General features: G+C 45.0%; 22 protein-coding genes. 9 read left to right on the plus strand and 13 right to left on the minus strand.

The genetic code is table 11. The features are described 5' to 3' along the window. From ASN18_RS10980 to ASN18_RS10990, 3 genes are all read right to left on the minus strand, one after another. The coding region (locus tag ASN18_RS10980; protein WP_157072945.1) for a metallophosphoesterase at positions 1-2,517 on the minus strand (2,517 nt) is incomplete at its 3' end. Positions 2,518-2,669: 152 nt separating this feature from the next. Further along, a complete protein-coding gene (locus tag ASN18_RS10985; protein WP_085052791.1) occupies positions 2,670-2,921 on the minus strand; it encodes a type II toxin-antitoxin system RelE family toxin in 252 nt (83 codons plus the stop codon). Then, positions 2,905-3,132, minus strand: coding sequence for a CopG family ribbon-helix-helix protein (locus tag ASN18_RS10990; RefSeq protein WP_085052792.1), 228 nt, complete (start codon positions 3,130-3,132; stop codon positions 2,905-2,907). The genes ASN18_RS10985 and ASN18_RS10990 overlap by 17 nt, the downstream gene beginning before the upstream one ends. Positions 3,133-3,344: 212 nt before the next feature. On the opposite strand from ASN18_RS10990, the gene ASN18_RS10995 reads away from it, so the two are divergent. The 7 genes from ASN18_RS10995 to ASN18_RS11025 all read left to right on the plus strand — a co-directional run bounded on the left by ASN18_RS10995 (position 3,345) and on the right by ASN18_RS11025 (position 8,144). Then, on the plus strand, positions 3,345-3,548 hold the full coding sequence (locus ASN18_RS10995; RefSeq protein WP_085052793.1) for a type II toxin-antitoxin system HicB family antitoxin: 204 nt from the start codon (positions 3,345-3,347) through the stop codon (positions 3,546-3,548). Continuing rightward, on the plus strand, positions 3,545-3,703 hold the full coding sequence (locus ASN18_RS17980; RefSeq protein ID WP_085052794.1) for a type II toxin-antitoxin system HicA family toxin: 159 nt from the start codon (positions 3,545-3,547) through the stop codon (positions 3,701-3,703). The genes ASN18_RS10995 and ASN18_RS17980 overlap by 4 nt, the downstream gene beginning before the upstream one ends. A 10-nt stretch (positions 3,704-3,713) precedes the next feature. Further along, positions 3,714-4,805, plus strand: a complete 1,092-nt coding sequence (locus ASN18_RS11005; protein ID WP_085052795.1) for a L,D-transpeptidase family protein — start codon at positions 3,714-3,716, stop codon at positions 4,803-4,805. A 10-nt stretch (positions 4,806-4,815) separates the two neighbouring features. Beyond that, positions 4,816-5,874 (plus strand): tRNA 2-thiouridine(34) synthase MnmA, encoded by a 1,059-nt coding sequence (mnmA, locus tag ASN18_RS11010; protein WP_085052796.1) that lies wholly within the window; start codon positions 4,816-4,818, stop codon positions 5,872-5,874. Positions 5,875-5,933: 59 nt separating this feature from the next. Continuing rightward, on the plus strand, positions 5,934-7,103 hold the full coding sequence (locus tag ASN18_RS11015) for an LL-diaminopimelate aminotransferase (RefSeq protein ID WP_085052797.1): 1,170 nt from the start codon (positions 5,934-5,936) through the stop codon (positions 7,101-7,103). A gap of 14 nt (positions 7,104-7,117) precedes the next feature. Next, positions 7,118-7,549: a 2-amino-4-hydroxy-6-hydroxymethyldihydropteridine diphosphokinase gene (folK, locus tag ASN18_RS11020; protein ID WP_306688909.1), complete on the plus strand. Its 432-nt coding sequence runs from the start codon at positions 7,118-7,120 to the stop codon at positions 7,547-7,549. 82 nt (positions 7,550-7,631) lie between these two features. Beyond that, positions 7,632-8,144: a PilZ domain-containing protein gene (locus ASN18_RS11025; RefSeq protein WP_085052799.1), complete on the plus strand. Its 513-nt coding sequence runs from the start codon at positions 7,632-7,634 to the stop codon at positions 8,142-8,144. Positions 8,145-8,179: 35 nt separating this feature from the next. On the opposite strand, the gene ASN18_RS11030 is transcribed toward ASN18_RS11025, so the two are convergent. The 4 genes from ASN18_RS11030 to ASN18_RS11045 form a co-directional block, all read right to left on the minus strand. Then, positions 8,180-9,850, minus strand: coding sequence for a tetratricopeptide repeat protein (locus ASN18_RS11030; protein WP_085052800.1), 1,671 nt, complete (start codon positions 9,848-9,850; stop codon positions 8,180-8,182). Between the two features lie 5 nt (positions 9,851-9,855). Next, positions 9,856-11,619: a tetratricopeptide repeat protein gene (locus ASN18_RS11035; protein ID WP_085052801.1), complete on the minus strand. Its 1,764-nt coding sequence runs from the start codon at positions 11,617-11,619 to the stop codon at positions 9,856-9,858. Between the two features lie 34 nt (positions 11,620-11,653). Further along, positions 11,654-12,373, minus strand: coding sequence for a hypothetical protein (locus tag ASN18_RS11040; protein ID WP_085052802.1), 720 nt, complete (start codon positions 12,371-12,373; stop codon positions 11,654-11,656). A 76-nt stretch (positions 12,374-12,449) separates the two neighbouring features. Continuing rightward, positions 12,450-13,169, minus strand: coding sequence for a CsgG/HfaB family protein (locus tag ASN18_RS11045; protein ID WP_085052803.1), 720 nt, complete (start codon positions 13,167-13,169; stop codon positions 12,450-12,452). Positions 13,170-13,347: 178 nt separating this feature from the next. Between ASN18_RS11045 and nifS the strand changes: the two genes are divergently transcribed. Both nifS and ASN18_RS11055 read left to right on the plus strand, forming a co-directional pair. Beyond that, positions 13,348-14,538 (plus strand): cysteine desulfurase NifS, encoded by a 1,191-nt coding sequence (gene nifS / locus ASN18_RS11050; RefSeq protein ID WP_085052804.1) that lies wholly within the window; start codon positions 13,348-13,350, stop codon positions 14,536-14,538. Between the two features lie 84 nt (positions 14,539-14,622). Continuing rightward, positions 14,623-15,462 (plus strand): MBL fold metallo-hydrolase, encoded by an 840-nt coding sequence (locus ASN18_RS11055; protein WP_085052805.1) that lies wholly within the window; start codon positions 14,623-14,625, stop codon positions 15,460-15,462. 376 nt (positions 15,463-15,838) lie between these two features. Here ASN18_RS11055 and ASN18_RS11060 read toward each other — a convergent pair whose 3' ends face one another. From ASN18_RS11060 to tnpA, 6 genes are all read right to left on the minus strand, one after another. Beyond that, entirely contained in the window at positions 15,839-16,294 is a 456-nt protein-coding gene (locus ASN18_RS11060; protein WP_085052806.1) for a response regulator, read from the minus strand. Positions 16,295-16,307: 13 nt separating this feature from the next. Further along, positions 16,308-18,713: a response regulator gene (locus ASN18_RS11065; RefSeq protein WP_085052807.1), complete on the minus strand. Its 2,406-nt coding sequence runs from the start codon at positions 18,711-18,713 to the stop codon at positions 16,308-16,310. Between the two features lie 175 nt (positions 18,714-18,888). Beyond that, entirely contained in the window at positions 18,889-19,239 is a 351-nt protein-coding gene (locus ASN18_RS11070; protein WP_085052808.1) for a hypothetical protein, read from the minus strand. Then, the gene (locus ASN18_RS11075) at positions 19,236-19,571 is read right to left on the minus strand and encodes a hypothetical protein (protein ID WP_157072946.1); all 336 of its coding nucleotides are present in this window, start codon (positions 19,569-19,571) and stop codon (positions 19,236-19,238) included. The genes ASN18_RS11070 and ASN18_RS11075 overlap by 4 nt, the downstream gene beginning before the upstream one ends. Before the next feature lie 4 nt (positions 19,572-19,575). Further along, positions 19,576-20,688, minus strand: a complete 1,113-nt coding sequence (locus tag ASN18_RS11080) for an RNA-guided endonuclease InsQ/TnpB family protein (protein ID WP_085052810.1) — start codon at positions 20,686-20,688, stop codon at positions 19,576-19,578. Next, positions 20,689-21,093, minus strand: a complete 405-nt coding sequence (gene tnpA, locus ASN18_RS11085; RefSeq protein ID WP_085052811.1) for an IS200/IS605 family transposase — start codon at positions 21,091-21,093, stop codon at positions 20,689-20,691. Positions 21,094-21,384: the final 291 nt, after the last annotated feature.

Here is a 21,384-nt window from a genome sequence, read left to right on the forward strand (position 1 = left end):
ATAAGAATTCAAAGCGTCGATGTTTCGAGATTCTCTTAAATGAATGTCGCCAATACTCATAATGCAGTTAGCCTGCCCTAAAATATCGCCTGCCTTGACAGCGATTTCCCTTGCTTTTTCAAAAGACGACTTAACCTCCGTCGTTATTCCAACAAACGATGAAAAATCTTTTAAATTAATAAGTATTCTTAAAAGGACATCTTTTTCTGATTTTGAAATCAGGTACTCTATAACCCTGAACATATCAGGAAGCTCATTAATCAGATGCTTAATATCTTCCTTTCCAGAACCACGAGTAGTATCTTCATATGCCTGCGATTTCCCGATACATAAATCATACCAGCGCTTTTCGATGCCTCTGTCTATTTTATTTTCATTAATCAACTTCTGAAACATTCCGTAGGCATAGGTTCGTATTGGGGCAAGCATTGTGTAGGTGTTCCCACCGTCAGTAGTCAATATTAGTGATTTGCGTGTAAGCGATGTGAAATCATCTGTTTTAAGCCCATTAACGATTATTCCTGCATCATCTTTTGTAAGCCCGGCAGGAAATAAAGAACAGACATGAAACAGAAGCCTGTCGTTGGCATTTAATTTAGAATACGATAGTGAGTAACTCTTACAGAGACTTTGGTCTTTCTTTGCATCGCTTAAATCTATTCCACCCTCACATAAAACATCAAGATTTTGTTCATTTAATTGTTTCGTTAACTCCTCAACAGTTAAATCGAGGTTAGGCGCGGCAAGGACTATCGCTAACGGTACATCGCCTAATTGATCGAGGAGGCTGGTTAAATTTTTGTTCGTCAAATAACCGGCAAGAGCAAGATCCTCTGCCAATTTTCTAAGCAGCGCCTCTGAGTCAGTTCTGGTTAAAGCCTTTACGTCTATGGTTTTTTCTATGCTGGATAAACGCATACTCTCTCTGGTTGTGACAAGAAGTTTAACGCCGTCGTGCGTTTGTGCAATCAGATTTCTGATAAAATTATGTACTTTTGTCTTATTTGTCTTATCAGCAAGAGGGTCTTCAAAATTATCCAAAATCAAAAGACAATTCTTGTCACTCAGCCATCCAAACAAGGAATCCTCTTTGGCATCATTGATGTTAGCAACTTCAGTGTTAATCTTTGCAATGAGACTGTCTAATGTTACAATTTCCTGAAACGAACAGAAATAAACGCCGTCTTTGAAGTCCGCCTGAGCCAGCTTTTCTTTCACAGCCAAAGCAATTGATGTTTTCCCAATTCCGGGAGGGCCGAAAAGCGTAATCAACCGCCTTTTTGGGTCTTTCAGCAAAGTGAGTATGTCATTGATGACATACTCACGACCTAAGAAAGTAGATGGCGGCAGAGGGGAGGTTGTGTTACCGCCAGGACTGTTTTTTGCGGTATTATTCTTTTCCGGGTTATAATGCTTTATAGTAAATTTATCCGATTCAAAATACCTATCATTTTTCAATTGATAATAGGTGTCGCTGTGAATCCTATACGTTTTTCCGCCTGTTAACGACCCGATTCTAGGCCAACATACAATCTTAGCCTTATCATTGTTAATTATGAGTTTACCGGCACTGTACCCGTAAATTCGCTTTTTACCATCTGGTAAGTCCTCACTACCAAACAAGGAAACTGCTCTGTAATAACGCCTAAAGTTTCCGCCAGCTTCTGAAATAGTCCTCGTTTCAGGTATGTGAATATGACCGCATAGGTGAGCGTCAATGATGCCAGGCTTGTGTATGTATGGGTAAAACTCACCTTGCGCTCCTGTGTCACTTTTGCCTAACCACTCAGGCGGGTGATGCGTTAGGAGCAGTAGAACATTTACCTTGTTATTCTTACACCACTGCTCCGCAGTGCCGTCACATACTTCTTGAATTTGAGATTTATCTACCGCTGTCTCAGTTTCTTTGACCTTATCTCTTAATTGTAAAAAAGCGGAATTCAGCCCAATAAATCCAACCTTATACCCATTCTTCTCTATGGCGGCTGAAAAGTCTCCAGGCAGATACCCCTCTTTATATGGGTTTAGAAATGGCAACTTACTGTGCTTTAGAAATTTAGAATAGTTCTCAAATCGTTTCTCAATGAATTTCTTGAGGCCATTGTCTTTATCTTTAAAGAATGATTTTCTAAATTCTTCATCAGTACACCAATTTTTTGAGGCAAATATTTCAAGTGAATGCTTCTTTATTTCATCCTTATCAGGTCGTGATAGATCATGGTTTCCTGGTACACATAAGAGTTTAACGTTAGGTTTCATATCTTCTGGATCATTGAGCGTATCTACAGCTATTATCAGTTTTTTCATCTCTTCAGTAAATTTTGTAAACTCAGTCTCTTTCCCTTCATATGTCATATCTCCTGAAAAAATGATAACATCAATATGACCAACATCTTTGTGAACCTCTTTTAAATCACGATAAAAATCATCTTTAACATGAGGCCATACAAACATTGAGTCATCTTCATTCCAGTGCAAGTCTGATAAGTGTAACCAGCTAAACTCAGTAGTTGCCATAATCTCCTTCTCCTGTGTTGTAGAATGGCCTATAATATTATGAAGTGGTTATACCATAAACTGACAAAAAAAATAAAGTGGTGGAAGATAGTATGCTAAGATTGCTTTAATATCTTACTTTATAAATATCTTCAATGCTGCTTAACAAGTTGTCATCTGTATATTTCTTTCCTGTGGCCCACAGATACAATCCACACTGTTGATTTGTCTATCCAGTAAATAACACGGTAATCTCCGACCTGTAAGCGGTATTTTCCCTTAAGCTTTCCTTCCAATGCCTTTCCAGCCTCACGGGGATTTTCATAGAGTTTATTTATGGCGTTGAGGATTTCTACTGCTGGTTTCGTTTCAATCTGCTTCAGTTCCCTGTATGCCCGCATATCCCATTCAATGCGGTATGCCATATTCCTTTAACACGTTCTCGTGAGAGATTCCTTCAGAGAGTGATGCAACACGCATGTCGCCTAAATGCTCATCATATGTGTCGAAATACTGCTGTAACGCCTGTTGAATTATCCAACTCTTAGTTACATGCAGCTCTTTGGCATAGACATCGAGTGTGTCAAACACATTCTTGTCCACTTTTGCTGAGATTATTACTTTTGCAGCCTTCATAGTGTTATATAGTAATATTTGTTAATGCTCTAATACAAGGGGTCTATTTTGGCTTGACAGTCTTCTTTCCCTTTCATCGACAAAACCTTAAAACAGATGATACAATATGACTATGAATACCAGCACTGGGGATGGATTAGCAGGGGCAGATCGCTATGACATTTTTTATAAGGCTGCACTGATAAATACTTAATTAACCAGGAGTTATAACGATGAACATAAAAGTTATATTAGAAAAAGGCGAGGATGGGTATTTCGTTGCCCATTGCCCGTCATTAAGAAGCTGCTGGTCACAAGGCAAAACAGCAGATGAAGCTTTGAATAATATCAAAGAGGCTATTGAATTGTTTGTAGAGCCTGACCTTGGAGAATTTATTGAGGATGATAGTCATAAAATCTATGAACTGGTTCTATGAAGCTTCCATTGCTATCGGGCCATCAAGTATTATCAGCATTACGACGGCTTGGGTTTAGCGAGGTTCACACGAAAGGCAGCCATGTTAAGATGAAACATCCTGACGGTCGAATAATAGTATTTCCATATCATTTAGAATTTCCCTATCACATGTGAACATCTGGTTATGAAAAAACTTTTGTTGATATTCCTGAGCGCGGCGGCGGTGTGTTTAACTTCGGCATTTGCTGAGACACTCATGGTTGCGGTTGATAATGTTACCGTTCATGATGAGCCGGGGCTGGCCTCTGATGTCAGGTTTCAACTCTATCGGGGGATGGAGGTAACACCAGAGGAGCGCTCACAACGGGATGGTGTTGCATGGGTTAGGTTTGATATCAGGGGACGTCAGTTCTGGGCAGTTGAATCTGATTCAACTGCGCCGCTTTTCACAGGTAAGTTTATAGTTGATTCCTGCAGCAACAGCGATAAGAAAATCCTGGTCACAAAGAAACTCCGTTCATTAACCGTATTCGTAAAAAATGACAACAACACATGGGCAGTCGATAAGACATATCCCATCGGACTAGGCAAGGGCACAGGTACACGCGCATTCACACGCGAAATCACCCGTCCATTTGCCTATCTCATCCTCATGGGCAATAAAACATATGATCTTTTTGAAAGCACCGGCGATGCCCTCAATAATGCCCTCTACGGCGAGGCCGTTATCGCCCTCAATAAGGCGGCTAAAAGTCTCACCCTCTACCCTCTGAAACATGGCAGGCTGGATGAGGAAACAGAGCTGCAAGTCTTTGCATACGGGGAGAAAATCCTCTACGGCGATTATGTCGTCGAATTCTCCGCAGACAGCTTCGATATTATCATCAACAATGAACTGTACCCAAAGATGAAAAAATTCGACCGCAATACCCCCGAAGGTACTTACTATGTCGCCAGGATAAACCCCGCAAGCCGCTTCGGCCTTGACCCTGAGACACATAGGTCACTGGCGTCGCTCTACCTCAGCTACCCCAATGCCTTCGACGCATGGGACGCCCTGCGCTTTGGTATTATCTCAATCGATGACTATACCCGCATCACCGCGGCCATATCACAGATGCAGCTCCCGCCGCAAGATACGGCAATGGGGAATCTTATCATGATTCACGGCGGCGGCGATGACGACTGGACGGCAGGATGTATCGCCCTTGATGACGAGGATATGAAGGAACTGCTTGACAAAGTCGGTCTGCACACATGCGTGGAAATCAAGTAGCACATCATCAATGAAAAGCGTACTTGTCGGGATGAGCGGCGGGGTTGATTCCTCTGTAACTGCTTATTTATTAAAGGAAGCGGGATATGCCGTTTATGGCCTGAGCCTCATGTTCTGGGAGACACGGTTTAACTCCGGTGCAGGCGCCTGCTGCTCTGTTGACTCGGTAAATGATGCGGCAAGGACTGCCTCCATGCTTGGCATCAGCCATACTACAAAGGACGTGCGCGCAGAGTTTATGGAAACAGTCATCGAGCCGTTTATCGCAGGCTACGCAGACGGCCTCACCCCAAACCCATGTATCTTGTGCAACAGACATGTGAAGTTCCCAGTCCTGCTTAATATGGCAAATCACATGGGAATAGATTTCATAGCCACCGGGCACTATGCCGTTGCAGACAATCAGCGCCTGGCAATGGCCGCAGACAAAGACCAGTCATATTTTCTCTACGTACTAACTCGTGAGACACTCTCCCGCCTGCTACTACCGCTTGGCACCATGACAAAGGCAGAGGTGCGCAAAGTCGCCAGGGGACTAAACCTGCCCGCTGCGGCGCGCCCGGAGAGTCAGGATATATGTTTTGTCAGCGATTGTGATTATGGTAAACTGATCAGGGACTACCACGGCAGCGGCGTTTCGCACGAGGGGCCGATTATTGATATGCAAGGTAAGCGCGTAGGCACACACAACGGCCTCTATGCCTATACGCCCGGGCAGCGAAGGGGCATCGGTATTGCCGCCAAAGAGCCGCTCTATGTAATAGGCATAGACACGAGTACTAATACGCTTAAGGTCGGCCCCAGACAGTTTGCCGAGGCCACACAATGTATCGTTGGTGATTTAAATATGCTTGTTGATGTGAGTTTCCCTGTTGAGGTTAATGTAAGAATACGCTCAACCGGCAGGCTTGTCCCAGCAGTTGTCAACTGTGTTGATGCAGGCAGGTTAAAGGTTATATTTTCAGTGCCGCAGTGGTCGCCCGCCCCAGGGCAGAGTGCAGTATTTTATGACAACGATACAGTGATTGGCGGCGGGGTGATTGTATCAACGGCAGTGTTTTGTTTATAATGACGTTCGCTGGTTTGTGAAAGCGGTCAGCAATATTTTAAGATTTCCTGGAGATTGAAATGAAAGAGACTATTGAACTAGCTGAGAGGGTAAAACACCTGCCGCCCTATCTATTCGATAAGATTGACAAACTTAAAAAGCAGGCCAGGGCAAAGGGTGTGGATTTAATTGATTTGAGCATTGGAGACCCCGATATCCCAACGCCTGTCCACATTGTTGAGGCCCTTAAGGACGCTGCCCCAAAACCGCAGCACCATCGCTATCCCTCATATGAGGGCATGTTGGCCTATAGAGAGGCCGTTGCTAATTGGTACTCAAGGCGTTTTAGTGTTATGCTTGACCCGGGCACTGAGGTGCTGTCACTGATTGGCTCAAAAGAAGGCATAGGTCATCTGCCGCTTGCCTATGTAAATCCTGGGGATGTCGTCCTGTGCCCCTCGCCGGGTTATCCTGTGTATTCTATTGGGACTATGTTTGCCGGTGGTGAGCCATATTTCATGCCGCTGCTGGAGACCAACGGTTATTTTCCTGATTTATCAGCCATTGCGGCCGATGTGCTTAAGCGTACAAAGCTGATGTTCTTAAACTATCCAAACAACCCTACAAGCGCACTATGCACGGTGGAGCAATTTAAGGCGGCCATTGAGCTGGCGCATAAGTATAATTTTATAATATGCCACGATGCCGCCTACACAGAGATGTACTATAATGGTAAAAAACCTATGAGTTTTCTTGAGATAGACGGCGCAAAAGACATAGGCGTAGAGCTTCATTCGCTGTCAAAGACCTATAATATGACGGGCTGGAGGATAGGCTTTGCCGTTGGTAATCCTGATATTATATTCGGGCTTGGCAAGATAAAGACCAATCTGGACTCCGGCGTATTCCAGGCCGTTCAGGAGGCGGCCATTGCCGCACTCGATACAGATGAGGCCGCCCTGGCGCCGCTTCGCGATACATACCGCGCCCGCAGAGACGCCCTATACAACGGCCTTAAGTCCATCGGTATTGATGCCATGAAGCCGGAGGCCACATTTTACATGTGGACAAAAGTCCCCAAAGGGTATAACTCAGAGTCATTCGCCGTTCATCTGCTTGAGAATGCCGGTATCTCAGCTACTCCCGGCAATGGCTTTGGAGCGGCAGGGGAGGGCTATATCAGATTCGCCCTCACGGTGGGTGTTGAGAGGATGAAAGAGGCAGTTGAGAGGATGAGAAAAATAATCTGAAGGCATATATCGGCATTGGCTCAAATGTTGGCAGCAGGCAGGGGAACTGCCTGTCTGCCATTGAATGGATGTCACACTCGGGCATGACAGTAACTAAGCGCTCCGCCATGTATGAGACAAAGGCATGGGGGGTTGAGGCTCAGCCTGATTTCATTAATATGTGCGTTGAAATTGACACACAGCTCACCCCTTTACAACTACTTGAGGCATTGCAGGCTATAGAGCAGCAAACAGGCAGACAAAAATCATATAAGTGGGGGCCGCGTAAGATTGACCTTGATATCCTGTTTTATGGCGGTCTGGTAATAGATGAAGAGCGCTTGAAAATCCCCCACCCGTATGCCCACCTGAGGCGGTTTGTCCTTGAGCCGCTTGCTGAGATAGCCCCGGAGTTTGTGCATCCAACACTGGGCAATACCATTTTGTGGCTTCTTAACAGGCTTTAAAACTCGGGAACTGTCTGAAAAACAATATTTTACAATAGGTGTATATTTGTGTTATTATGATACTGATGAGGAAATCTGACTGATGGAAAGAAGGCGTTACCAGCGTGCAGATGTTTTTGTTCAACTAGGTGTGAGGATACTTCCACTTGAAAAGCAGAGTGCGTACTTCTCTGAAATATCGGCAGCGGCAGCCGCTTCTGATATCAGCATGAAGGGTGAGTCAAATGATGCTGACATATATCCCGAATTCTTAACTGAGCTGCAGGAAAAGACCGCTTCTATGGTAAAAGTCCTGGACAGTGCAGCCAGTGTTGAAGCTGGCGATGGTTTTCATGACCTGCCGTACAAGCAAATAAATCTAAGTGGCAGCGGTGTCCGCTTTCTCTGTGATAATAAGTGCAGCGTAAAAGACATTGTCGAATTAAGAATGGTTCTTCCACTCCAACCACCCATGCCAATATGTATTTATGGCGATGTTGTAAGGGTGCTGGAGTCAGATGACGGCTATGGCGCCGCTGCAGAGTTTATCGCTGCAAGCGATGAGATACGCCATGATATAGCCCAATTTATCAGTGCTTTGTTGGACTGTTCGTAGTCTGTTCAATTTTCAATATAGTCATTTTGGCAGCCTTAATGGGGCATGAGCATTGTGGCAGCAGGGTTGTTTTCATTAATTAACCTGTTCATGGCACGTTCTAAATTTTGCCGTGCTGAGACCAGGTTTGGATTTAGGGCTACTGCCATTCTGAGAAATGGTATTGCCTCTGTAGTCTTGTTCTGATAAAGCAATGCCACGCCGATGCCGTGATAAGCCGACGCATATGATGGATTTATGGTGATAGCCCTGTTATAGCTTTCTATTGCCTCGTTTATTCGGTTTAAATATATCAGCAAATGCCCGAAGTTGACGTGTGCGGCCACGTATATATAGTTAAACTGCAAGGCCTTTGTGTACTGTATATATGCCTCATTATATCTTCCGGCATCAGTAAGTGCTGCCCCTAAATGGTTATGGGCCACAAAGTTTTCTTTTGTAACAGAGATAGCGCGCTCAAATAGTGTGATAGAATTATGCCAGTATTTCACATGTTTATTTGTATAGCAGGCAGAGGCAATTATGACCGCACATGCCAGTGCCGCAGTTATTGCTCTGCCCGCTCGAGTGTTTACAACTGTGTTTGGTATGACCATAGAGAGGATCATAAAAAGTCCTATAAATGAAATATATGTATAGCGGTCAGCCATTGCAGCAGTCCCCACCTGTACGATGCCGATAACCGGAACAAGCGTCCCGGCATACCAGAACCATCCCGTAAATAAATATGGCAGCCTTTTAATAAAAATGATAGCAGCCGCTGTAATGCTGATAAAAAATACAGCCGCTCCAACGACCTGCCACACTTGAAACCTCTCGTCGATTGGATATATTACTGCCGATTTAGAGGGATTAAACATCATAATGACATACTTAAAGTATGATATTAATGCGTTTGCTATGCGGGATTTAAGAGGAAGAATGTCTGAGGAGACAACTGCCCCCCATGTCTTTTGCACATGATAGGTAAGCACACTTGATGCCGCAGAAAGGACAAAAAATGGTATCTTCTCAACTATTAACCTCTTTAGACTGGCGCTGCTACACTGGTGATTTGTCTGACCGCCATGCCATACCCTGCCAAGCGGCCAGTAATCCATAAGCAGCAGTACAAAAGGAAGTGTAACTACCATAGGCTTGGACATCAGTCCGCAAATAAAACTCGCCAGTGTAAGTACGTATCGCAGGGCGCCTGGTCTTTCCACATATCGCAGGTAGGTAAGCATCGTTAGCATCCAAAAGAATCCGCTCAGTACATCTTTTCTCTCAGCTATCCACGCAACACTCTCCACATGCAGCGGGTGCAGGGCAAATAGTGCGGCAACAAAGCCGCTCCTCCAATGACAAGCAGTCATGCGCGTGAAGACAATAAACAGTAATGCGGAGTTTAATATATGAATAATCACAGATGTCAGGTGATGACCAGCAGGATTTAATCCAAATAGTGAAACATCTGTCATATGGGAAATCCAGGTAAGTGGAAACCAGTTTCCATCGTTAAACACTATAAAGGCACGCCTAATGCCTTCAACGCTGAGGCCGCCAAGCACATGGGCGTTCTTTGTGACATAGGCGTTGTCGTCATAGACGGTAATGAACGCATTTTTGAGCACACCGGCGTATGACAGTGCAGTGATAAGGGTAATTATTATAATAATTACATCGGTTGCTTGCAGTAATTTACGTGATTTTTTATTTTCTTCCATTTTAATTATTTGGAGCTGCGTTTGCTGATAAGCGCAAGCGCCCCTTTTTTATTGTTTGCAGCTTCTGTGTAGTCAGGGGCAATCGACAGTGCCTTGTCAAACATCCCAAGCGCCCCGTCGGGGTCTCCAGTAAGGGCCATTACCACTCCTACGCCGTTGAGGGCGCTGGGCAGCTCAGGTTTTATCTCAAGTGCCTTTTTGTATTTTCCCATGGCCTCGTCAAGTCTGTTTTGGTTGAGGAGGATATTGCCATAAGCCACGTATGATTTATCATAGAGGGGATTAATTACAATGACTCTCTTAAAGAGTGTGGCTGCCTCGTCGTGCTTGCCTTTGTTCATTAGTGCAATTCCAAGATTGTGGATTGCGTCGCAGTACTCAGGACTTATACGTATGGCATTTTCATAATATTGGATTGCCTCGTCGTACCTTCCGAGTTCTGCGTAGACAAGGCCGAGGTTATAGTATGCGGCTTTATTGTCATGTGTGACCTCTATGGCGTGTTTATATAAAGTTATGGAGTTGCTCCAGTGCTGAAGCTGCCGTTTAGTGCTGATGATATAGAACGAGATTAGTAGGGCTGTTACTGCCGCTGCTATGACTTCAGCATGACGAACCCCTTTAAGCAGAGCTGCCCCACCCACGGCGGCTATGATAAACAGCCCTACAGAGGGCATATAGTTATACCTGTCCGCCAGTGCCTGAGAGCCTACCTGTACCAATCCAATGACAGGCACAAGCGTCCCTATAAACCAAAACCATCCCGTAAATAAATATGGAAGCTGTGCAGCCTTCCAAAGCACAACAGCCGTGATTAGTATAACAATGGCTGCCGCTGCGATTGCCTGCATCGGAGGGATTTGGGCTGGCAGCAGATAAAGTATAGAGAGTTTAGATGGGAAAATAGTATTGAAGATATATTTTACGTATGATATGAACGAGTTTTCTAATCGAAAAACAAAGGGTAAATTCTGAAGGGATACCACAGAGCCGCCGCTTTTCTGGGCGATTAGGGTGACAACGGCTGATGATGCAGAGATAATAAAAAGCGGTAACTTCTCTATAATCAACGCCTTAAGCGGCCGTTGTTCACAAATATCTGGGCGCAGCTCTGGTGATATGCCCCTTATCCTGCCAAGTGGCCAGTAGTCTAACAACAGGAGTACAAAAGGTAATGTTACCGGCATAGGTTTGGTCATAAGCCCAAGAACGAACAATGCCGTAAGCATAAAATATCTAGCCGCCCCTGGTCTTCTGATATACCGTAGATATGACAACATTGCAAGTATCCAGAAAAACGAACTCATAACGTCTTTTCTCTCTGACACCCATGCAACACTCTCCACATGAACCGGATGAAGGGCAAAGGCTGCGGCAATAAAGGCGCTTGTCCAATGGTTTAGTAAGACACGCCGGAAGAACAAAAACAATAGTAGCGAATTAGCCGTGTGAAAAAAGACATTGTTCACATGATGCAATCCGGGCTTCACTCCATAGAGCTCCACGTCTGTCATGTGGGAAATCAACGTTAGAGGAAACCAGTTTGCATCGTGAAAGGTTGTTAATGCCCACAAGATGTTGTCCCAGCTCAGACCACTTTTAATCAGTTTATTGTCTGTGACGTAGAGCCTGTCGTCGTAGCTGACGAAATCAAACTTTAGCACATCGGCATAAACAAAGAGAGTGAGGACGGCAATGCAGGTAATCAGCACATCGGCAGTGCCGAAGGTCTTCGGCTTAGCTATTGTGCCGTTGATAGGGTTTGCCAAAAGCTGCCGCCAGTTCAGACTGTCAGGTTAATAGTCAACGGGTCTCGCCGTCCTTTTCAGGTTTTTGCATCGGAGGCCGGATAGGTTCAGCGTTTTTGGCATTATTTCTATTAGTGGGGTTAAAGGAATTTACTGCCCCGGCCATCAGTTCCTGCATGGTGCTGACTTTTTTATAATCCTTTGGGACTTCAAACATAGAAGCAGTTGCGGCTCCTATTTTTATATCTTTTATTTCGGTCACTACGCTTTGGCCTGTGTTGCCTGGCATGACGGGTTTTTTCGTTTCAGGCATCTTTACTTCATAGCGTATTATCAGTCCGCCTAGGTCAGAGGCCTCCCAGATTATGGCATTGTACTTGTCTTCGGGTTTGTCTTTTAGATAGTAAACAGCGTCATATTTTGTGCAAGGATGACCGTCAATAGTTTCCTTGCCTAATTCTTTCTTCTCGAACACAACGTTGCTGCTGTGTAATGACGGCATTTCGTTGGGGTCCATTGTGTGTTCAAAGTACAATTTGTCGGGTATATACATTGAGATGCTTTTTTTAGCAACAGGCATGGATATGTTGGCCAGCCCTTTGATTGCAGGGCTTTCTGTGCGTGTTTTATCTCCCATGCGGGCAAATTCAATTGCGATGCCGGTACCCATCAGTACCATTTTGCCTGTATAATTGTCCGGGGGGGCTGCAAATGCGAACGAACCGATCATCAAAAAGGCCGCTAACAACGACAGTATGATTATTTTCTTCAGCATTTTCTATTACTCCCTGATTAATTGGATTTATTGGATTTATTGCGGCTGGTACAGCCATACCAGCCGCGTAGATTCCCTACTCGAGTTCGATAGACTTTTTGGTAGTATCCTTTCTCTTGTCTTCCTTGGCATCATAAGCTGCCATGCAGCCGCTGCCTTTTTTCGTCAGTGAACACTGAAGATATTCTGAGATTTCGATAATACATGCCCTGATTGCCTTTCCCACCGGGGTTTTCTTATGCTGCGACATGCCGCCTGAGAACATGCCATAACCACCGCTTATGGATGAGGCTGAGGACTTAGATGATGCCTCTACTGTCCTTGCATCGACGACCTCACCGGTTGTAGCGTCTATGACCTTTAAATCTACGGCCATGTATGCCTTTGCCTCAGAGCCGCCGATGTTGATTCCAGCGATTCCTATGCCGCCGCCCTGTCCTTCGGTGTTTTCTTCAAAGGCTGATACGGTTGCGGCAATAAGATACTGTGCCCCTTTGATTTTGCCTATTTTTGCCTTTGTTGCCGGGTCTATTCTTCCCGATGCGCCAAGGTCCTGCTCACCTAATACTGCATCAAGTTCTTTTCGCTCCAGCACCTGAAATGACTTCGTACTGACGAGTTCTGAGGCAAGCATGTCCTGAAGGTCGCGTCCAGTCCCTGATGACCACCATGAGGCACGTGTGTCATTGGTAAATCTCAGGACTCCAAGTCTCGGTTTTTCTTCTGCGTATGCACTCATAACCCCTGCTGTTACCGACAAAATCAACACAAGTGCGGCTACTAATACTTTCTTCATAACTGTGTCCTCCTTTTAGTCATACGGTTTTGTATGCATTAGTACTGTTACAGCAAGGATTATATCACAAAGCGTACATATATTTAAACCAAATATCGCCCGGTCATATAAAAACATTTAAAAAACAGTTGACAAATCGGTGTGAATATTTTATCGTACAAACCGTTTATATAATGCTATGAGAGATTTAAAACAAGTTTATCTAGATAACAACGCTACGACGGCCCTGGCGCCAGAGGTGGTTGATGAGATGCTGCCGTTTCTTAGAGAGCATTACGGCAATCCCTCAAGCACATACTCCTTTGGCAGCCGTGTGCGTGATGTGCTTGAGAAGGTGCGCTCCTGCGTGGCCGCGTCGATTAATGCCCTTCCAGAGGAGATAATATTTACAAGCTGCGGCACGGAAAGTGATAATACGGCAATCTTAAGCGCACTTGAGGCATACCCAGAGCGCAGACACATCATTACCACTGTAGTTGAACACCCTGCAGTCCTGAACGTCTGCCGCAAGATGGAAGACAAGGGATATACGGTTACTTATCTAAAGGTAGACTCTAATGGAAGACTTGACATGGAATCCTTTGCCGGTGACCTCAGCTGCGGCACAGCCATAGTGTCCATAATGTATGCAAACAACGAAACCGGCATATTATTCCCCATGGAAGAACTTGGCCGTATGATTGAAAGCCGTAATGTATCTGGGGGTAAGATACTCTTTCACACAGATGCAGTGCAGGCACTGGGCAAGGTGCCGGTTGACGTACAGAGACTTAAATTAGATATGCTGTCATTGTCCGGGCATAAGCTCCACGCGCCAAAGGGTGTAGGGGCGCTCTATGTAAGAAAGGGGACGCCATTTTATCCATTGCTGATTGGCGGTCATCAGGAGAACGGGCGGCGCTCAGGAACAGAAAATACCGCATCGATTGCCGGGTTGGGCAAGGCCTGCGAGCTTGCAACAAAGGCTCTCAAAGAGGAGGCCGCGTATCTTGGGAAGCTCAGGGACAAACTTGAGACGGCGCTACTTAGCACGTGCCCGGGGGCCATTGTCAATGGTCGTACCTCAGAGCGACTGCCAAACACATCAAGTATCAGCTTCGAACACATAGACGGCGAGGCGATTTTAATGTTCCTCGACAGTAACGGGATATATGCCGCCTCCGGCTCTGCCTGTTCATCCGGCTCTGGGAAACCCAGCCATGTGCTTGAGGCAATGACCGTACCTGCTTCAGCCATACACGGCTCTATTCGATTTTCCCTAAGCCGCTATAATGACAGCTCCGACATAGAAAGACTTATAGAAGTACTGCCAGGTATAATCAAAAAACTGCGGGAGATATCTCCTTTGTCCACCACATGCGGGCACTAGCTGACATCGGGACACAGCATTGATGTTACTTCCTGACATATTATACTATAATACATTACTTGTTTTATGTGAGGAGGGAGGGCGGTGATTATTAAATGCTGGGGGGCTAGAGGCTCAATCCCCGTTTCCGGCAGGGATTATCTGAAATACGGCGGGGATACAACTTGTATCGAGATCAGGACAAAAGACGACAATATTATCATAATCGATACAGGGTCCGGCATTCGCGAGCTTGGCAAAAAGGTGTTTGAGGAAAAACGGGATAGGTTTTCTATCCTGTTCACACATTTCCATTGGGACCATATCATGGGGTTTCCATTTTTCAGGCCCATTAACAACGAAGGCACGAGTATTGACTTCTATGGCTGTGCGTTTGACCAGGGTTCAATAGAGGAGATGATCTCAAAAACTATGGTCTCGCCGCACTTCCCTGTAAATTTCAATGAAGTCAAGGCCAAATTTTCCTATGTTACAGTATGCTCCACATCTTTCCATATCGGCTCAGTTGCTGTTACGCCTATCATGTTGAGCCATCCGAACAAGGGGCTTGGCTATAAGTTTGTCGAAGACGGCAAAGTATTTCTCTTCATCACCGACAACGAGCTGACATATAAGCACCCGGGAGGGCTTGATTTTGAGGACTACAGGGAGTTTTGCAGTAATGCTGACCTGCTTATGCACGATTCCGAGTACGTTGAGGAGGAATATGAGGCGAAAAGGACATGGGGACATTCAATCTATAATGATGCACTGCGCCTTGCTATGGAAAGCGGTGTCAAATCCTTTGGCCTCTATCACCATAACCAAAACAGGACAGACGATGCCCAGGACGCTATCGTAGGGGAGTGCCAACGCATTATCGCAGAGAAAAAATCTGCCCTTAACTGCTTTGCCGTATATCAGGGGATGGTAATTGCCCTATAGGGCAGGGAGCAACGACTGTTGTTAATTCTGTAACCCCCTAAGTCAAATATTGGAAAGCGCACTTTCCAGATTAGTAAGAGCTTTGCGAATCAGTGAAAGGAGCGGCGGCAGGGGTGGCAGGGTTTGAAAGAGTGGGGGGTCCAACCAGCACATATTACATTATATGCAATAAATACTGCGGGTCCGACCCCGCTCTTACTGTTAGGGATGATCAGCTGCGGTAAAACCGCACTAACCTCGAATATCCATGCAATTATTATGCCACTTTGTGTTTGTAGTAATATCACTGCCTTATCGCTTCCTGTTGCTGTCATTTTTGATACATCTTGTTTTAATTCCGACACAATTTAGAATGGCAAGTCTTTAGAATGGTATGTTATTTCGACCGCAGCTCATCAAGGTACTGGCTCGCTAAGTTGGCACGTATCGGATCGGTTGCCTTAAAGTAGCCTATTATCTTGTCTGCCATGTCTCTGTGATTAAACGGTTTCACTATATAGCCCTGTATCCCCAACCTCAAACAGTCTGATATTGTGTTTACGTCCGCCAGTGATGTTGCCATCACTATCGCTGTCAAGTTGTCCCCAATGAACTGGCGTATATGCTGCAACACCTCATAGCCCGTCATGTCAGGCATCATTATGTCCAATAACACTATGTCCGGTCTCCACTCTTTATATAACTCAACGGCCTCCCTGCCGCCTGTGCATGAACGTCTCTGAAACAGCATTCCATTTTTGATTCCTATATAGTACAGACGCCTGATCTTCTTGTCGTCTTCTACTATCAATACCTTTATGGGTTTCAAAGATAATACGCCGAAATCGTCCATCACCTCTCCACGTCTAATATACTACCCGGACGTTTTCTATATATCCTGATAACTCGTCCAGTAATCCGGTTATTATCTTAGGTTCGTTATCTTTTGCCGCCTGTTCAATGGCCGCTCCAATTCTTGTTATGACTTCAAATCCATAGCCGCCCCCGGCACCCTTGAGGTTATGCCCGATTTTCTGCACCCCCATTATATCACCTGCACTCAGCGCACAGTTAATCGCACTAATGTCATTGTAGACTTCCTTCATGAAATCCTGAATGATGTCCTTGAGGTCAGGGTCAATGTGGACTATGCAGTTATTTGTGGTCTCTGTGTTCTCCGGGTACAGTTCCAGCTTTGCAGTCTGCTGGGCAGGGTCTGCAGTACATCGCTTGTTGGTCAGCTTTATTATTGTTTCCATCAGTGTCAGCTTTTTTATTGGCTTGGTCAGGTGCGCTGTGCAGCCGGCTGCGTTGCTTTTTCGGATGTCGTCATCAAGGGCATATGCCGTCAACGCTACAATTGGAACCGGCTCCAGCCCACTGATTGTTTCATATTTCCTGATTTCCTGGGTGGCCTGCAGACCATCCATCACCGGCATCTGTATGTCCATCAGGACGATGTCATAACTTCCCGCCATGAACTTCTCAACTGCGTCAGCGCCGTCCTCTGCCGTGTCAATTATATATGGGGTGCGCTTTAGATATGTCAGTATGAGCGTGCGGTTTTGTGCGTAGTCCTCGACAAGCAGTATTTTTAGTGGACTTAGGGCGTCATATGTAAAAGCAGTGAGTGCATCGGTTTGAGTCTCAGCGCCGGTTTCATATCCCATCGCTGTCCGGATTGTGCTGAGAAGGTTGGCCTTCTTTATTGGTTTTACGATACAGGCGTTTACTCCTATTTCCATTGCCCTTTCGCAGTCGATTTTTCTGTTGTCAGACAATATCATCATGATTGTTGTTTTTACCAGCGCGGCTCTGGTAGTCAGTTGTGCCATATCAAAACCGTCCGTGCCCGGCATTCGGCTGTCAAGCAGGAGCAGGTCATATGGCTGTCCGCCGGATTTTGCACGTGTAAGCTCCTCAAGGCCGCTTATGGCATCTTCACGCGTGACTGCGTTAATCCCCCAGCAGGCCAGCTGCTCCGCCAATATCTCACGGTTTGAGGCGCTGTCATCAATTATAAGGGTTTTAATCAAGCCGGGGATGTTAAGCACAGTTGGCTGCTGATTAATATCAGGGTTAATATCGGGGGAAATTGCCAGGCCAAAGCCTGCTGTAAAGTGAAACGTGCTTCCCTCGCCAAGTACACTTTCTATCCAGATGTGACCGTCCATCAGGTTGACGAGTTTTTTTGATATAGACAGGCCAAGTCCCGTGCCGCCGTATTTACGTGTTGTGGAGGAATCTGCCTGTGTGAATTTCATAAATATCAGGTCAAACTTATCTTTCGGTATGCCAATGCCGGTGTCAGAGATTGAAAACAGCAGACGCGCTGTACCAGGGTCGCGCTGATTGAACTGCGGGTCATTTTTTATACGCAGCACTACCTCGCCCTGGTGTGTAAACTTAATGGAGTTTCCTATCAGATTAATCAGCACCTGACGAAGACGACCAGGGTCGCCGATTATATTACACGGGACGTCTGACAATATGTGGTAGTTCAACTCGATTCCCTTCTTATGCGCACGAATGGAGAGGATATCAAATATTTTTTCGATTATATCGAGCAGGTCAAAGTTTACGCTTTCAAAGCCGATTTCGCCTGCCTCGATTTTTGAAAAGTCGAGAATGTCGTTGATAATATCAAGCAGGTTCTCGCCTGCCGTCTGAAATGCCGCGACATACTGCCGCTGTTCGTTGGTTAGTGAGGTCTCAGTGAGCAGCTCTGCCATGCCGATGATGTCATTCATTGGTGTGCGAATCTCATGACTCATACTTGCAAGGAAATCGCTTTTTGCGCGGTTGGCGTCTTCGGCTGCAACCTTAGCCCTTCGCAGCTCTGCCTCTGCCCACTCCTGTTTTTGAGCATAGGTGACTATCTCGGTTACGTCCTCTATGGTGATAAAGATATACTTTATTGTGTCGCTTTCATCTCTTAGTGGTCCAAGTGTGCAGCTCTGCTGCATGTATTCAAAGTGTGCAGCCTGCTTGCCGGTGAGTTTAAACGGGAACAGGTAGTTATGCAGTTTTTGGGATAAGAAGATGAAGTTTCCAAATGTGAAAACGGACTTGCAGCTCTTCAGGAATGATGGTTTATCTAGATTCGGAAAGAAATCAAGCAGTTCAGCCCCGACAATATCGCTGCTCTGTATACCGCTTTGCATAGCCAGCCAGCGGTTCCAGTAGAGGACTGCTAGTTTCTTATCTATAATTACCACACCAGTGTTCAGCATATCCAACAACTGGTGAGTGATAAGTTGAACTACTTCCATAACCGCCTCCAAAGCGCTATATTAACACATCACGGCTGCTGTTAGCAAACCGGCAGGTTTGTCCTAAATCCACCTAAATTTACAGAGAGAATTGGTTGGTGCAGGCATTAGGGTGTGTATTGGTTGACTTGTTGCAATTTGTTAAAATAATCCACTTTTAAGCAGTGGCTTACACTCACTCTAAGGCCTCCTGAAATTCTGCGAATATTGCATTATATTCTGCATCCGTTAAATCCTCTTTGTCGCCCTTGAAAAAAATATTAGTTGCTGTTATAAGTCTATTGCGCTCATCAAGCACATTAATCAATCTGAGTCCGCCGCTAATGCCAATGTTTGCGCATTTTAAGGGGTGTTTTGCCTTATAAAGTAGTTCAGCATATCCTGGGATGGCTTCAAACGACTTCGGATTATCAATTACTTTACCGATTAAATCATTTATATCGTTATTTACTTTATGAAACTTCTTCTTTAACTCTTTTACTTCACATTTAAATCTCGGTCGTTCGATGTAAATGTCATATTTCACAACGAATCAATTAATTCCTTCCAGTTTTTTGTATGCTCTCTATTTGGCTTTAACAATATTTCATTAACGCTTTTGCTAATATTAGTGTTAGTTGCTATAATCAAATTTTCAATATGATTATCAATGTCTATGATGATATTATTTTGCTCTCTGATTAACATTTTTGGTATGTATGGTATTTTTTTTGCTACGCTTATTGTTGATGTGTATTTATCTCTAATCAGCTTAAGTTTTTTAAGCGTGTCCGTAAGTATCACGGACATTTCCGTGCAGGCAGGGTATTCACTGCAGTTGACACTCCCCACGGCTAAAGCCGGAGGATTCTCGTGCAACGCATTACCTAATGGTATACGTTGACGCACGAAAGGGCTGACCGCCCTTTAAGATATTGATAGCGGCGTTTTCGTCTCTATCTAAAACCAAGGAGCAATGAGGACATTTATGTATACGGACAGACAAGGACTTAGGCACTTTCTCACCGCAGTTAGAGCACAACTGTGAAGTGCCTTTAGGGTCAACTTTGATTACTTGCCGTCCAGCTTCTACCGCTTTGGCAACAAGCATGTCAAAGAACATTCCCCATGCACTATCGGATATGGATTTGCTCAAATGTCTGTTCCGTATCATGTTTCTGATTTTCAAGTCCTCAACGCAGATTACGGCGTACAGGCCTATATACAGATTTGCAACTTTGTGAAGGAAGTCCTTACGCTGATTTGCAACTTTCTCATGAGCCTTCGCAACGAGTATACGCGCCTTATGTCTGCGATTAGAGCCTTTCTTCTTACGGGCAAGGCTTCTGCTTCTACGTCTAAGTATCTTCTGACCATGCCGATAGTATTTAGGATTCTCAACAGCGTGGCCTTTGCTGTCGACGAGGAAACTCTCAATACCTACGTCAATGCCAATTTCTTTAGACGTTTCAGGAAATTGTTTGACCGGCACGTTATCACAGGAAAAGGCAACAAACCAACCGGCACTTTTGCGGCGCACTGTGATAGTCTTGATTTTGCCTTCAATTGGACGGGACAGATAGAGCTTAAAACGTCCTACGTTTCTGATATGCAGATTGCGCCCGTTAAGTTTCCAACCGGCCTGCTTGAGTGTGAAAGAATCATACCTGCCAAAACCTTTGAATCGAGGAAAGCCAGCCTTCCCTTTGCTGGACTTAACCCGCTGAAAGAAACTCTTGTATGCCTTATCAAGGCGTTCAAGAACCTCTTGCAATACCTGAGAGCCTACGGCTTTAAATTCAGGGTGTTCGGCCTTGAGTTCAGGAAGCTGGCCATATTGCTCGTACACAGAAATAGTCTTTCTGAACTGTTTATATGCAAAAACTCTAATGCTAAGAGCCATATTGTAGAGGATACGGCAAAGTTCAAGCCATTGGATACAGTTAGCCTCTGTAGCCTTATTGATTTTGGCTTTATAGAGAAAGGTTTTACGCATTTATACCTTAGTTTGATTCTCAATATATTGTTTGACTATAGCCAATGGAGCACCGCCCACTGTGGCAACGAAATAACTGTTTGTCCAAAGAGAAGGCAACCTGCTTTTGAGATGTTTAAACTCTTGTCTAAGGATTCGGGAACTATAGCCTTTTATCAGTTTGACAAGTTTATGTATGCCGAACTGCGGGTCTATCTCGACAAGCAGAGGTACATGGTCTGGCATGACTTCCATTTCGATGATGTCTGCCCTAACGTCCAATGCTTTTTGCTCAACGAGCTGTTTAAGCCTGTCTACAACAGCATTAACAAGAACTTTGCGCCTATACTTTGGACACCAGACAACATGGTATTTGCAGGAATACACAATGTTGTTATTCGCCTTAAGTTGAATGCCCTTAGACATTTCGTATTATACAACTTGGAGGTATCTAATTGCAAGGGCTACAATCTAAAGGCATGCCTTATATCCCCATGCCTGAAGGCAGGGGCATTACGGCACATTCTGTTCGCGGGAATGACAAAAAAAGAGAATGGCATGATATTATTGGAGTTCATTTGTTCAGCTTTACCTGTCATTTCCATGTTTTTTATTCTGTCATTCCAGCGAACAGACTGTGTCATAATAGCACCCCCCTTTCTTTTGAGGGGTGGGCGTAGCGGCTAGGCAGCTGGGGTATTTTAAAATAATTGAATA

It is taken from the genome of Candidatus Magnetominusculus xianensis (assembly GCA_001541255.1).
Lineage (GTDB): Bacteria > Nitrospirota > Thermodesulfovibrionia > Thermodesulfovibrionales > Magnetobacteriaceae > Magnetominusculus > Magnetominusculus xianensis.

Bases quoted from the DNA above. Each gene is read 5' to 3' on its own strand.
- ASN18_RS10985 (WP_085052791.1), bottom strand. From the start codon at position 2,921: ATGGCATACCGCATTGAATGGGATATGCGGGCATACAGGGAACTGAAG.
- ASN18_RS10990 (WP_085052792.1), bottom strand. From the start codon at position 3,132: ATGAAGGCTGCAAAAGTAATAATCTCAGCAAAAGTGGACAAGAATGTG.
- ASN18_RS10995 (WP_085052793.1), top strand. From the start codon at position 3,345: ATGAACATAAAAGTTATATTAGAAAAAGGCGAGGATGGGTATTTCGTT.
- ASN18_RS17980 (WP_085052794.1), top strand. From the start codon at position 3,545: ATGAAGCTTCCATTGCTATCGGGCCATCAAGTATTATCAGCATTACGA.
- ASN18_RS11005 (WP_085052795.1), top strand. From the start codon at position 3,714: ATGAAAAAACTTTTGTTGATATTCCTGAGCGCGGCGGCGGTGTGTTTA.
- mnmA (WP_085052796.1), top strand. From the start codon at position 4,816: ATGAAAAGCGTACTTGTCGGGATGAGCGGCGGGGTTGATTCCTCTGTA.
- ASN18_RS11015 (WP_085052797.1), top strand. From the start codon at position 5,934: ATGAAAGAGACTATTGAACTAGCTGAGAGGGTAAAACACCTGCCGCCC.
- ASN18_RS11025 (WP_085052799.1), top strand. From the start codon at position 7,632: ATGGAAAGAAGGCGTTACCAGCGTGCAGATGTTTTTGTTCAACTAGGT.
- ASN18_RS11030 (WP_085052800.1), bottom strand. From the start codon at position 9,850: ATGGAAGAAAATAAAAAATCACGTAAATTACTGCAAGCAACCGATGTA.
- ASN18_RS11040 (WP_085052802.1), bottom strand. From the start codon at position 12,373: ATGCTGAAGAAAATAATCATACTGTCGTTGTTAGCGGCCTTTTTGATG.
- ASN18_RS11045 (WP_085052803.1), bottom strand. From the start codon at position 13,169: ATGAAGAAAGTATTAGTAGCCGCACTTGTGTTGATTTTGTCGGTAACA.
- nifS (WP_085052804.1), top strand. From the start codon at position 13,348: ATGAGAGATTTAAAACAAGTTTATCTAGATAACAACGCTACGACGGCC.
- ASN18_RS11060 (WP_085052806.1), bottom strand. From the start codon at position 16,294: ATGGACGATTTCGGCGTATTATCTTTGAAACCCATAAAGGTATTGATA.
- ASN18_RS11065 (WP_085052807.1), bottom strand. From the start codon at position 18,713: ATGGAAGTAGTTCAACTTATCACTCACCAGTTGTTGGATATGCTGAAC.
- ASN18_RS11080 (WP_085052810.1), bottom strand. From the start codon at position 20,688: ATGCGTAAAACCTTTCTCTATAAAGCCAAAATCAATAAGGCTACAGAG.
- tnpA (WP_085052811.1), bottom strand. From the start codon at position 21,093: ATGTCTAAGGGCATTCAACTTAAGGCGAATAACAACATTGTGTATTCC.